Source organism: Microbacterium sp. PI-SA-G (assembly GCF_057215335.1).
The window spans coordinates 1,611,273-1,621,755 of the sequence record NZ_CM170103.1 but is presented as its reverse complement, the minus strand read 5'-3'; the positions used below and the strand labels follow the sequence as shown (position 1 = coordinate 1,621,755).

Here is a 10,483-nt window from a genome sequence, read left to right as displayed (position 1 = left end):
GGCGTCGACGACCGACGCCGCGCGTGCGTGCGGAACTCCCAGCGCCGGTCGCGGCGCGCAGGAGCGGATCATCGTCCGGCGCAGAGCGCCGGAGGAGTGAGGATCAGACCGTCGCGAGGCGCGGCGGGGCACGCCCGCGCAGAGGGGAGAGGAGGAAGGCACTGCGCAGGACGGCGATCTCGACGCGGAGAGCCGGGCGCGGTGCCGGGTGAAGACTGTGGGGCGCGAGGATCGCGTCGACGCGGCGCTGCAGCCAGCGAACGCTCTGCTCGGCGAGGTCGCGGAGGGCGAGCAGCAGGCGCTCGCCGCGGTGCAGGGCGACGATCGTGGCGAGAGCGGCGATCGCATGGCCGAACCACATCATGCCGCCCGCGGCGATGGTCTCGGTGAGGCCGGCGGCTTCGGGCAGCGCGAGGGGTGCGCCGTGCACGTGCCCGGTCGAGCCGGTCGGAGTGATCGATCCCAGCACGAAGAGCACGTGGAAGAGGAACTGGCTCACGCCGACCGAGATGCTCAGGCGGATCGCGTTCAGCCGGCGACCGGCCAGCAGCACGCACACCATGAACGACAGCATCCACGGCACGACGATGCCGAGCGGACCCGGCATCTCGCCGCCCGCCGACACGTGGCCGGCCAGCGCGGCGAAGATCGCCACCGAAGACGCCGCGAAGCCGCGAACGACCGCGGGCTTCCTGGACTGATGCACAGCACCATTGTGCCAGGTGCCTGCAGCGGCGGCGCCCTCGGGAGCAGCTCCGTCAGTCGTGGTGGTGCTCGTGGTGCTCGTCGTCGTGGTCGTCCTCGAGGATCATCCCGACCGAGGTGGCGCAGGCATCGCCCTTCCACGCCTCGATGCCCTCGCGCAGCGCGAAGACCGCGATCACGAGTCCGGCCACGGCATCGGCCCACCACCAGCCGAACAGCGAGTTCACGACCAGGCCGATCAGCACGGCGGCCGACAGATAGGTGCAGATGAGTGTCTGCTTCGAGTCGGCGACTGCGGTGGCCGATCCGATCTCGTGTCCGGCCCGGCGTTCGACGAACGACAGGAAGGGCATCACGGCGACGCTCACGGCGGTCAGCACGATGCCGATGGTGCTGTGCGCGGGGCGCTCGGCCGACAGGAGCGAGAACACCGACGACACGGTGACGTACGCGGCGAGGGCGAAGAACGCCACGGCGATCACGCGCAGGGTGGGTTTCTCCCAGCGCTCCGGGTCGCGGCGGGTGAACTGCCAGGCGACTGCGGCCGCCGAGACCACCTCGATGGTGGAGTCGAGGCCGAAGCCGATCAGCGCGACCGACGAGGCGATCGATCCCGCGGTGATCGCGATGACCGCTTCGATGAGGTTGTAGCCGATCGTGACTGCGACGATCAGGCGGATGCGCCGGTGCAGCACCGCGCGCCGGGCAGGAGTCACCGTGCTCGCGACGGTCATGCGCCGGTCACCGGCTCACAGCATCCGGCGACCGTGCAGGTCGGGTCCAGGCAGGGGACACTCTCGTCGACGGCGAGCGTGACGTCGACGAGCGCCAGCAGGGCCGCGGTGATGTGCGGGTCGGCGACCTCGTACCGGGTCTGACGTCCTTCGGGCTCGGCGACGACGATGCCGCAGCCGCGCAGGCACGAGAGGTGGTTCGACACGTTGGTGCGGGTGAGTCCCAGGTCCTCCGCGAGACGGGCCGGATACCCGGGGGCGTCGAGGAGGGCGAGCAGGATGCGCGAGCGGCTCGGATCGGCCATGGCCCTGCCCAGACGGTTCATCACATCGAGGCGCGTGGAAATGGTCAGCATGCACTGACTATACAGTGCATGCTGACCATTCGCGTATGTGCCTGATCAGCCGATGGCGGAGACCGCGCTCCAGATGATCACCGTGAACACCGTGGTCCAGCCGACTATCGCGACCGCCTGCCAGAACAGCACCCGTGCCTTGCTGATGCCGGCGGCGGCGAGCATGGTCGCGGTGAAGTGCGTGGGCAGCAGGAGCGGTCCGAGCAGGCTCACGCCGGGAACGCCGTAGCGCGTGAATGCCCGCTGGAACTTCTCGCGGCGGGCGGCCTTGCGACCCGAGTCGGCAGAGACGACGCTCTCGTCGATGATCGTCCCATCGGATGCCACGCTCTGGCGCACCCGCGAACGGTTGACGATCGCCTGGCGGGCACCGGAGCTCGCGAGCACCAGCACGGCGACGCAGATGAAGTTGCCGATGATGGCCGCGATGGCCGCGACCACCGGGTTGATGCCGCCGATGATGCCGATCGACGCGGCGCCCTCTCCCTCGATGAAGGGGACCGCGCCGGCGAGGGCGACGATCAGGGGCTGCACGAGCTCGGGGACCTGTGCGACGAGGTTCTGGAAGGTTTCGATCAGGTTCATGATCTGCTCCTGTGGTCTGTGTGCCGACGGAGGTTCCGTCGTGATGAATACAGTCCATCGCCCCCGCGCGCCCCGTGACAGTGTCGCGCTGTCACCGACTCCCGGACATAACGCACGGCGCCTCCGTGACAAGTGTCACGCCCGTATCGTGGTCGTCGTGAGCAGTGGATCGAAGTGCATCGTCGCGGAGCCGGCCCCCGGGGCGCGTCAGCTGTCGCGCGGGATCACCGCGACCTGGTGGTACACGGCATCGGCCGTGGTCCTGTTCGAGGTCATGATGGTGTTCTCCTGGGGTGTGCTCACGTTCGCCACCGGTGAGAGCGACGTCGGCGCGCTGGTGGTCGCCGGGGGCGGGCTCCTGTGGATCGCGTCGACCCTGCAGCTTCTCGTCGACTACCGGCACCGCCTCGATGCCGAGCCCGGCGTCGCGTGGCGCCGACTGGCGCTGCCGATGCTCGTCGCCGTGGGGTACGGCATGGCAGCCGGTGCGACGGTCGGAAGCTGGCAGCTCGCGCTGATGCCGGTGATCCAGTCGCTGATCCTGCTGAACTGGCCGCGCGGGGTGCGGTACCGCGTGGTCATCGCCGGCACGCTCGTGCTGGTGTGCCTGAGCATCGTCGACGCCTCACGCGGTGCCTTCGACGCCGGAGCGCCGTGGGCGGTTCCCGTCGTCTACGCCGCCCTGCTCCCGGTGACGACCGTCAGCTCACTGTGGTGGTGGGATGTGCTTGTCACGCTCGACCGGGCCCGCGCCTCGGAGGGGCGTCTGGCCGCCACCCAGGAACGACTGCGCGTCGCCACCGATGTGCACGACCTGCAGGGGCACCATCTGCAGGTGATCGCCCTGCAGCTCGAACTCGCTGAACGGCTGATGAGCCGCGATCCCGACGCCGCGCTGCAGCAGCTGCAGGCCGCACGCGCCAGTGTCGACGACGCCCGACAGGGCACGCGCGACCTCGCGATGCGATTCCGTTCGGTGCCGCTCGGCGACGAACTCGCCAACGCCCGTGACCTGCTCGAGGCGGCGGGGCTCACGGTCGAGTCCGACATCGCCCCAGACGCCGACCTGGCCCCCGCATCGGACCTCGGTCCGGTGATCCGCGAGACGACGACGAACGTGCTGCGCCACGGCGGCGGGCGGCGCGCGCGCCTCGAGCTGCGGCGTACCGGCGATTCCTGGAGGTACGTCATCGCGAACGATGTGAACGGGCACGTCGAGGCCCGCGCCGAGGGGTCGGGTCTCGACGGCATCCGCCGCCGCATCACCGAGGCCCACGGGTCGATCGAGCTGATCCGCGGGCCAGAGGAGTTCGTGGTCGCCGTCACGGTGCCGATGACGGGGGAGGCCGGACGATGATCCGTGTGCTGTTGGCCGATGACGAGGGCATGATCCGGTCGGCGCTCGCCGCCCTGCTGCGTCTCGAGGACGACATCGACGTGGTGGCCGAGTGCGCCGACGGTCTGCAGGCGGTCGCCGAGGCGCAGCGCCTGTTGCCGGACGTCTGCCTGCTCGATCTCGAGATGCCCGGACTCGACGGCGTGCAGGTGGCCGAGAAGCTCCAGCGCACGATCGCCACCCGCTGCGTGGTCGTCACCCGCCACGCTCGACCCGGTGTGCTGCGCCGGGCGCTCGCATCAGGGGTGTCGGGCTTCCTGCCGAAGTCCCGCGGGGCCGACGAGGTCGCCGCCGTCATCCGCCGCGTCGCCGCCGGTGCCCGCTACGTCGACCCGGAGATCGCCGCCGACGCGTTGAGCGACGAGCGTTCGCCCCTCACCGATCGCGAACTCGACGTGCTGCGCGCCGGGCGGCGCGGTGAGACGACGGGGCAGATCGCGAAGGCGCTGGCGCTCGCCCCCGGCACCGTGCGCAATCACATCTCGGTGATCCTCGGCAAGCTCTCCGTGGGCACGCGGCAGCAGGCCGTCGTCGTCGCCGAGGAGCGCGGCTGGATCTGAGGCGGCATCCGTCATCGCGTCATCGCGTCATCCGGGCGTGTCCCGGCCTGCGAGAATGGAGACGCCGAGTCCCGACCCGAGGAGCAGACGTGCAGTTCATCTCCACCCGCGGCGGCATGCAGCCGCAGCCGTTCAGCGAGACGCTGCTGGAGGGCCTCGCGCCCGATGGCGGACTCGCGGTCCCCGCCGAGATGCCGACCGTGAGCGCCGAGACGCTGGAGCGCTGGCGGGCGCTGACGTACCCGCAGCTCGCCACCGAGGTGCTGGGTCTGTTCGCCACCGACATCCCGCGCGAAGACCTCGCCCGGATGACCGAGGCGGCGTACGAGCCCTTCCCCGACGGGGTCGTGCCGCTGCGGTCGATCGGCGACGGGGTCACGCTCGTCGGACTCTCCGAGGGACCCACGCTCGCGTTCAAGGACATGGCGATGCAGTTCCTCGGCCAGGTGCTCGAGTACATCCTCGAGCGCCGGGATTCGGTGCTGAACATCCTCGGTGCGACCTCGGGCGACACCGGGTCCGCGGCCGAGCACGCCCTGCGTGGCAAGGCGCGCGTGTCGGTGTTCATGCTCTCTCCGCAGGGGCGCATGAGCCCGTTCCAGCGCGCGCAGATGTTCTCACTCGATGACGCGAACGTGCACAACATCGCGATCGAGGGCGTGTTCGACGACTGCCAGAACCTCGTCAAGCACCTCGCCGGCGACCTCGAATTCAAGCGCTCGCAGAGCCTCGGAGCGGTCAACTCGATCAACCTCGCGCGCATCACCGCGCAGACCGTCTACTACTTCTGGGCGTGGCTGCGGGCGACCGACGCCTCGGGCCCGACGCCGGTGTCGTTCACGGTGCCCTCGGGCAACTTCGGCAACATCCTCTCGGGGTTCTTCGCGAAGCAGATGGGACTGCCGATCCGCCGTCTCGTGCTGGCCGCGAACGAGAACAACGTGCTCGACGAGTTCTTCCGCACGGGCGTCTACCGCCCGCGCAGCGCCGCGCAGACCCTGGCGACCTCGAGCCCGTCGATGGACATCTCGAAGGCCTCGAACCTCGAGCGATTCATCTTCGAGCTCGTCGGTCGCGATCCGCTGCGCGTGGTCGACGCCTGGCGTGAACTCGACGAGCAGGGCTTCGTGGACTTCTCGGCAGAGCAGCCCCGTTTCGCCGAGGAGTTCGGCATCGTCAGCGGCACCAGCACGCACGCCGACCGACTTGCGACGATCCGCGCCGTGTTCGAATCGACGGGTGAGACCATCGACCCGCACACGGCCGACGGCGTGAAGGTCGCACACGAAAACCTCGAGGACGGCGTGCCGATGCTCGTGCTCGAGACCGCGAAGCCGCAGAAGTTCGCCGAGACCATCCGCGAGGCGATCAACGTCGAACTCGAGTACTCGCCCGAGCTGCAGCAGATGCTCGATGCCCCGCAGCACGTGACCGAGATGGATGACGACGAGCAGACGCTGCGGTCCTTCATCGCCGCGCACGCGCTGCGCTGAGATCAGCGGACGAAGACGCTCACTCCTCGGGGTCGCCGTGCAGCATCCAGGCGATGCCGAAGCGGTCGACCAGCATTCCGAACGTGCCTCCCCACGGCGGCACGTCGAGCGGCATGGTGACCGCCCCGCCCTCGGCCAGCCGGTCCCACACCTCCTTCGTGCGCGCCTGAGTGTTTCCGCTGAGCGACACCGAGAACCCCTGCGGCGTCTCATAGGGCATGCCGTCCGGAGTGTCCGAGGCCATCAGCACGAGCCCGTCGGGCGTGGTCAGCTGCGCGTGCATGACCAGGTCGTGCTGGCTCGGGTCCTGCACCATGTCGGCGAAGTCGCCGAACACGCTGATGTCGAGGTCGCCGCCGAGCACGCTCTGATAGAACTCCATCGCCTGGCGGGCGTCGGTGCGGAATGAGAGATACGGGTTGAGGTCGGCCATGACTGCTCCCTGGATGCCGGTGACCGGTCGCGGTCCGACCGATGTCGGAGCCAGTCTCGCGGCGCGGGCGGTCTCCCGCAAGAGGTTCTGTTCGCCGGTCAGTCCGGGAGTGCTCTGACCGCGGCGGTCAGCACCTGCGGCACGGTCGGCACGCCCTCGGAGCGGAACACCACGGCACCGGCGGCGTCGCTGATGATGACGGTCGGCGTGGAGCGGATGTCGAGCTCTTCGGCCCGGTCGGGGTCCCGCGCGACGTCGATCTCGGTGATCGTGGCATCCGGCAGGAACCGCACGGCGTCTTTCAACACCGACCGCGTGCGGGCACACGCACCGCAGAACGCGGATGTGACGAGTGTCAGTTCCATCGGCATCCTCCTCGAGCGCATCCGCGCCCGTCGGATGCAACCGCAGGCGTCACCCCGCTGTTCCCGCCGAACTCAGAAGGCGGTGCGCTTCACCAGTCCGCGGTTCGCGCGGATGTGCTCGTAGTCCCACTGGATGCCGCGCGCGGCGCGCAGCCATCCGCGCAGCGCGGCGACGTCGATCTCATCGACGTCGAGGTACCGTGCCTCCGCAGCCTGGAAGGTGCCGGATGCCGTCAGCCCCTCGAGCCCGAACGACTGTCCGCTCCAGAACATCAGCCGCACGGCATCCTTCAGGCGGTGATACCCGACGATCGGATTGCCGTCGAGGAACCAGACCGGATGCGCGTGCCACACCCTGCTCTCGGCCTCGGGCAGCTCCCGTTCGATTTCGGCGGCGAGCGCCGCGCAGATCTCCGCATCGGCGGGGGAGAGCTCGCGGTGGTAGTCGTCGATGGTAGGTGCACGGCTCATGCGCTGAGTATCTCGTGCATTTGTCCGAGGCGCGAGAGGTTCAGCGTTCGGTCGCGGGGGCGCGCGGATGCAGGATGCCGGATGCCGCGCCCAGCGCCGCCCCCACGATCGTGTCGATGATGCGCTCGAGGGCCACATCGACCGAGCCGATCGACCCGGTCGCCGCGCCAGTGAGCAGCAGCACCAGCGGAGTGATGAACACCAGCGCGAGAGCGTAGTGCCGCACCACGACCAGCTCGATCGTGAACTGCAGTGCCCCGAGCAGCACCGCGAGCCACAGTCCGGCCGGATGCAGGAGTGACAGCGCGATGTAGACGCCCGCGCCGACGACCGTGCCCAGCATCCGGTGCAGCCCACGCTCGAACGCCGCCCGTCGTGCCGCCGCGACACCGATCACCGCGATCGCCGAGCCGACGACCCAGTACGTGCGCTCCGGGTCGATCACGAGGCCGAGCAGCACGCCGATCGCCGCGACGATCGCCACCCGAAGCAGGAGCAGGCGCGAGTCCGTGGTGAGCAGGGGCCCGGGCAGGAGTTCGCCGACCGAGCGCGACGGCACCGCGCGCACCCGCCGTCGTACCAGCGGTGCCATCGCCAGGAGGTACGAGAAGACGCAGCCGCCCGCGAACGCGGCGAGGTAGACGAGCGGATCGACCGCGCTCGTCGCGAGCACATGCGCTGACAGCCCGAACACGAGCACGAAGAACAGTGGACCGGGAGGGCCCAGCCGGAAACCGAACGCGAGAGCAGCAGACACGATCGCCACCACGACCACACCGATGCTGACCAGCAGTTCGTTCCCCGCGACCAGGACGCCGAGTGCGGCGCAGGCGATCAGCCCCGCTCCGACGAACGGCAGGATGCGGGCGCGCTCGACGACCGTGGCGGAGCCGGCGAACAGCACCGTGAACGCACCGGATGCCGCGATGTAGCCGAGCGACGGCTGCCCGAGCAGGGTCATCAGCGCGATCGGCGCGGCGATCCCGAGCGCCGCCTGGGTCGCGAGTGGCCATCGGGGTCCCCGCGAGGGGGCGAAGGCGAACAGACTCACCCGTCCATTCTCCTCCGCTCGACTCCCGTACCCGTCCTGTGCTCATCCGGCCGCGGAAGAAGGACGCACGTCGTCAGTTCCGATCGAAGCCGAACGTGTGCTTCACGAGAGCCTGCACGTCGCGGTCCAGCCCGTCGATCCGCTTGTCCATCCCGTCGAAGCGGGCGTTCATCTCGTTGCGGAGGCCGCCGATCTCCGACCGGACGACGCGGAGGAACATCGTGGAGACCACGGTGAGCATGCCGAACATCAGCGCAGTGAAGGCACCGATCATCGTCCAGATCTGCGCATCGTTCATGAATCCCACCCTCATATGCTCGCACCGTCTCGAGCAGTCTGCCACTGCCCGAACAGGGGGATCCGCCCGGCCACCACGTTCGGTGAAGGGGGCGGGGTTGCGCTCAACGGTGCAGAGCGAGAGCAGCGCGTGTGGTCAGTGCGGCGCGTGGTACTCGGTTTCCCCGCGCTTCCAGTACCCCTTCACGATGGCTTTCGCCGGGTCGATGCCCCAGCGCTCGAGCAGAGCCCGGCCGGGCTTGACGACCGACTGCTCGGCGGCGATGAAGACGAACGGGTCGTCGCCGACACGGTCGGCCACCCCGAGCCTGTCGAGGAATCCAAGGAGCGCGGAGCCTGCCGGAGCATCGCCGCGAGCCAGCCACTCGACCGCCACGGGCGCGGCGATGTCGATCGCACCGTCGGCCGTCGCGGTCTCGATCACGATCCTCGCCGGAGCATCCGACGGCATCTGCGCGGCGAAGCGGCGGATCGCCGGGATCGCGGTCTGATCGCCGACGAGCAGCCATGACCCCGGCGTACCGGAGAGCACCGCGGAACCGCGCGGTCCGCCCACCCCGATCGATGCCCCGAACGGCGCGGTTGCCGCCCACGGTGCCGCGACACCGGCATCGCCGTGCACCGCGAACTCGACGTCGAGCCAGTCCGCGCCCCAGGCCAGCGGCGTGTACTCGCGACTCGGCGCCGCACGCAATTTTTCGACGCTGTGGACCGGCGCCTCGGGGAAGAACAGTCGCATGTGGTCGTCGGCGCCGAGGGAGTCGAACCCGGCCAGATCGGCGCCCGAGAGCCGCACGCGCACGTAGTCCGGCGCGAGCCATTCGCGGGCCGTCAGGGTGACGTGACGGAACCGCAGATCGAGTCCGCGACGCTCCAGGGAGAAGCCGATTTGCATTGCGCTCATAAAGTAAGGCTAACCTATGTTGGAGGGCGAGGAAGGTTGCCCTTACCTCCCCAGACCGGCGCCCACGGGGCGCGATCATTCCCGCAGAACAGGAGTCTCTCCATGTCCGTGCCCAGAACTCTCACCGCCACGAGCGTCGGCCTCGTCGGCCTGCTCGCCCTCGCCGGATGCGCGTCCGGCGGCGCCGAGGCCACCCCCGAGACGGCCCCGGCCGCGGCGTCGGTGACGATCGAGGACAACACCGGAGAGCACGAGATCGACACCCCGCCGACCTCCGTCGTCGCGCTCGACAACCGGACGTTCCAGACGCTCTCCGACTGGGGCGTGGAGCTGTCGGGCGGCGCGGTCGCCCTGATGCCCGACACCGTGTCGTACGTGAGGGACGACGCAATCGTCGACGTCGGACTCCACAGTGAGCCGGACCTCGAGGCTATCGTCGCCGTCGAGCCGGACCTCATCATCAGCGGACAGCGCTTCACGCAGCACAACGCCGCGATCGCCGACCTCGTTCCCGACGCCACGATCATCGACCTCGAGCCCCGCGAGGGTGAGCCCTTCGACGCCGAGCTCGCGCGTCAGACGCTCGCGCTCGGCGAGATCTTCGGCAAGCAGGACGAAGCCCAGAAGCTGGTCGACGACTTCGAGTCGGCCGTCGAGCGCGCCAAGGCCGCATACGACGAGGCCGACACCGTGATGGCGGTCAACACTTCGGGCGGCGCGATCGGCTACATCGCCCCCACCGTCGGCCGCTCGCTCGGCCCGATCTACGACATCCTCGGCCTCACGCCGGCGCTCGAGGTCGACGACGCGAGCGATGACCACCAGGGCGACGAGATCTCGGTCGAGGCGATCGCCGCGTCGAACCCCGACTGGATCCTCGTGCTCGACCGCGATGCCGTGTTCGCTGCCGAGACGCCGGACTACGTGCAGGCGGCGGAGATCATCGAGAGCTCCGAAGCGCTGACCGGCGTCACCGCCGTGGCCGAGGACCAGATCGTCTACATGCCCACCGACACCTACCTGAACGAGGGCATCCAGACGTACACGACGTTCCTCAACGACCTCGCCGACGCGCTCGAGAAGAGCGCCTGACCCGCAGACAGGGCGGCGGCATCTGGATGACGGATGCCGCC

At 69.5% G+C, this 10,483-nt stretch carries 14 protein-coding genes; 4 read left to right on the top strand and 10 right to left on the bottom strand.

The window, feature by feature from the left end; translation table 11 throughout:
* Positions 1 to 103: 103 nt before the first annotated feature.
* From AC2D10_RS08050 to AC2D10_RS08035, 4 genes are read right to left on the bottom strand one after another with little or no spacing between them, the layout of a single operon-like run.
* Positions 104 to 706 (bottom strand): hypothetical protein, encoded by a 603-nt coding sequence (locus AC2D10_RS08050; protein WP_484711568.1) that lies wholly within the window; start codon positions 704 to 706, stop codon positions 104 to 106.
* A gap of 52 nt (positions 707 to 758) precedes the next feature.
* Complete coding sequence (locus AC2D10_RS08045; protein WP_484711567.1) at positions 759 to 1,439, bottom strand: cation diffusion facilitator family transporter; 681 nt, start codon at positions 1,437 to 1,439, stop codon at positions 759 to 761.
* Positions 1,436 to 1,795: a Cd(II)/Pb(II)-sensing metalloregulatory transcriptional regulator CmtR gene (cmtR, locus tag AC2D10_RS08040; RefSeq protein WP_484711566.1), complete on the bottom strand. Its 360-nt coding sequence runs from the start codon at positions 1,793 to 1,795 to the stop codon at positions 1,436 to 1,438. The genes AC2D10_RS08045 and cmtR overlap by 4 nt, the downstream gene beginning before the upstream one ends.
* A gap of 45 nt (positions 1,796 to 1,840) precedes the next feature.
* Positions 1,841 to 2,380: a small multidrug efflux protein gene (locus tag AC2D10_RS08035; protein ID WP_484711565.1), complete on the bottom strand. Its 540-nt coding sequence runs from the start codon at positions 2,378 to 2,380 to the stop codon at positions 1,841 to 1,843.
* A gap of 157 nt (positions 2,381 to 2,537) precedes the next feature.
* Here AC2D10_RS08035 and AC2D10_RS08030 point away from each other — a divergent pair, with 157 nt between their 5' ends.
* The 3 genes from AC2D10_RS08030 (at position 2,538) to thrC (ending at position 5,829) form a co-directional block, all read left to right on the top strand.
* Positions 2,538 to 3,737: a sensor histidine kinase gene (locus AC2D10_RS08030; protein WP_484711564.1), complete on the top strand. Its 1,200-nt coding sequence runs from the start codon at positions 2,538 to 2,540 to the stop codon at positions 3,735 to 3,737.
* Positions 3,734 to 4,336 (top strand): response regulator, encoded by a 603-nt coding sequence (locus AC2D10_RS08025; protein ID WP_484711563.1) that lies wholly within the window; start codon positions 3,734 to 3,736, stop codon positions 4,334 to 4,336. Before AC2D10_RS08030 ends, AC2D10_RS08025 begins: the two co-directional genes overlap by 4 nt.
* A gap of 89 nt (positions 4,337 to 4,425) precedes the next feature.
* Positions 4,426 to 5,829, top strand: a complete 1,404-nt coding sequence (gene thrC, locus AC2D10_RS08020) for a threonine synthase (protein ID WP_484711562.1) — start codon at positions 4,426 to 4,428, stop codon at positions 5,827 to 5,829.
* Between the two features lie 19 nt (positions 5,830 to 5,848).
* Here the strand turns inward: thrC and AC2D10_RS08015 are convergent, their stop codons facing one another.
* The 6 genes from AC2D10_RS08015 to AC2D10_RS07990 all read right to left on the bottom strand — a co-directional run bounded on the left by AC2D10_RS08015 (position 5,849) and on the right by AC2D10_RS07990 (position 9,350).
* Positions 5,849 to 6,262 (bottom strand): VOC family protein, encoded by a 414-nt coding sequence (locus AC2D10_RS08015; protein WP_484711561.1) that lies wholly within the window; start codon positions 6,260 to 6,262, stop codon positions 5,849 to 5,851.
* A gap of 98 nt (positions 6,263 to 6,360) precedes the next feature.
* Positions 6,361 to 6,627: a glutaredoxin family protein gene (locus AC2D10_RS08010; protein ID WP_484711560.1), complete on the bottom strand. Its 267-nt coding sequence runs from the start codon at positions 6,625 to 6,627 to the stop codon at positions 6,361 to 6,363.
* 72 nt (positions 6,628 to 6,699) lie between these two features.
* Positions 6,700 to 7,098 carry a DUF1801 domain-containing protein gene (locus AC2D10_RS08005; RefSeq protein WP_484711559.1) on the bottom strand — a complete coding sequence of 133 codons (399 nt, stop codon included), beginning with the start codon at positions 7,096 to 7,098 and terminating at the stop codon, positions 6,700 to 6,702.
* Between the two features lie 40 nt (positions 7,099 to 7,138).
* Entirely contained in the window at positions 7,139 to 8,149 is a 1,011-nt protein-coding gene (locus tag AC2D10_RS08000; protein ID WP_484711558.1) for an FUSC family protein, read from the bottom strand.
* Positions 8,150 to 8,222: 73 nt separating this feature from the next.
* Positions 8,223 to 8,447, bottom strand: coding sequence for a hypothetical protein (locus tag AC2D10_RS07995; protein ID WP_484711557.1), 225 nt, complete (start codon positions 8,445 to 8,447; stop codon positions 8,223 to 8,225).
* 135 nt (positions 8,448 to 8,582) lie between these two features.
* Positions 8,583 to 9,350: a siderophore-interacting protein gene (locus AC2D10_RS07990; protein WP_484711556.1), complete on the bottom strand. Its 768-nt coding sequence runs from the start codon at positions 9,348 to 9,350 to the stop codon at positions 8,583 to 8,585.
* 102 nt (positions 9,351 to 9,452) lie between these two features.
* On the opposite strand from AC2D10_RS07990, the gene AC2D10_RS07985 reads away from it, so the two are divergent.
* Positions 9,453 to 10,442 (top strand): siderophore ABC transporter substrate-binding protein, encoded by a 990-nt coding sequence (locus tag AC2D10_RS07985; RefSeq protein WP_484711555.1) that lies wholly within the window; start codon positions 9,453 to 9,455, stop codon positions 10,440 to 10,442.
* The last annotated feature ends 41 nt before the right edge of the window (positions 10,443 to 10,483 follow it).

Coding starts and splice junctions, on each gene's coding strand:
- AC2D10_RS08045 (WP_484711567.1), bottom strand. CDS start 1,439: ATGACCGTCGCGAGCACGGTGACTCCTGCCCGGCGCGCGGTGCTGCAC.
- AC2D10_RS07985 (WP_484711555.1), top strand. CDS start 9,453: ATGTCCGTGCCCAGAACTCTCACCGCCACGAGCGTCGGCCTCGTCGGC.
- AC2D10_RS07990 (WP_484711556.1), bottom strand. CDS start 9,350: ATGAGCGCAATGCAAATCGGCTTCTCCCTGGAGCGTCGCGGACTCGAT.
- AC2D10_RS08005 (WP_484711559.1), bottom strand. CDS start 7,098: ATGAGCCGTGCACCTACCATCGACGACTACCACCGCGAGCTCTCCCCC.
- AC2D10_RS08015 (WP_484711561.1), bottom strand. CDS start 6,262: ATGGCCGACCTCAACCCGTATCTCTCATTCCGCACCGACGCCCGCCAG.
- cmtR (WP_484711566.1), bottom strand. CDS start 1,795: ATGCTGACCATTTCCACGCGCCTCGATGTGATGAACCGTCTGGGCAGG.
- AC2D10_RS08025 (WP_484711563.1), top strand. CDS start 3,734: ATGATCCGTGTGCTGTTGGCCGATGACGAGGGCATGATCCGGTCGGCG.
- AC2D10_RS08035 (WP_484711565.1), bottom strand. CDS start 2,380: ATGAACCTGATCGAAACCTTCCAGAACCTCGTCGCACAGGTCCCCGAG.
- AC2D10_RS07995 (WP_484711557.1), bottom strand. CDS start 8,447: ATGAACGATGCGCAGATCTGGACGATGATCGGTGCCTTCACTGCGCTG.
- AC2D10_RS08010 (WP_484711560.1), bottom strand. CDS start 6,627: ATGGAACTGACACTCGTCACATCCGCGTTCTGCGGTGCGTGTGCCCGC.